This window comes from Acinetobacter sp. (assembly GCF_036666595.1).
Taxonomy (GTDB): Bacteria; Pseudomonadota; Gammaproteobacteria; order Pseudomonadales; family Moraxellaceae; genus Acinetobacter.
On record NZ_JAVWVO010000084.1, the window covers coordinates 1 to 692 of the forward strand.

A 692-nucleotide genomic window follows, 5' to 3' on the forward strand; every position below is an offset into this window, starting at 1 on the left:
CCCTTAGTGAAGTAACGCTTCAATAATAAAAGCAAGATGAATATATTATCCAAATTAGACTTGAATCGGTAAGGTTAAAGTATCTGACAAAGCGGCATGTTTTTCATCTTTATGAAATGTTTTTACAAATACTGTTGAGCAGTAGCGGATATTCTTCTCTATAATAAATTTATTTAATCCATTGGAATAATCATTCTCTTCATCTCTAGGATGGGGTATTAGGGTTTAAGATATGAAAGGTATTATTTTAGCAGGTGGATCAGGCACTCGTCTTTATCCAATTACGATGGGTGTTTCTAAGCAGTTGTTACCTATTTATGATAAGCCAATGATATATTATCCGCTATCGGTGCTAATGTTAGCAGGAATACAAGATATCTTGGTGATAACTACTCCTGAAGACAAAACTAGCTTTGAACGTTTACTTGGCGATGGAAGCCAACTAGGCGTGAATCTTAGCTATGCGACGCAGCCAAGTCCTGATGGGTTAGCTCAGGCATTTATTATTGGTGAAGAGTTTATCGGTGCGGATCCAGTTTGCTTGGTACTAGGAGACAATATCTTCTTTGGTCAAGGTTTTAGTCCTCGCTTGAAAGCAATTGCACAGAAAAGCCAAGGAGCTACTGTATTTGGCTATCAAGTGATGGATCCTGAGCGATTTGGCGTAGTGGAGTTTGATGACAACTATAAAG

The 692-nt window shown here is 38.0% G+C and carries 1 protein-coding gene; it reads left to right on the top strand.

All coding sequences use genetic code 11. From position 1 onward, the window contains the following. Positions 1 to 232: 232 nt before the first annotated feature. Positions 233 to 692, top strand: a 460-nt coding sequence (locus RR876_RS16915) for a sugar phosphate nucleotidyltransferase (protein ID WP_332637181.1), incomplete at its 3' end; no start/stop codon positions are given.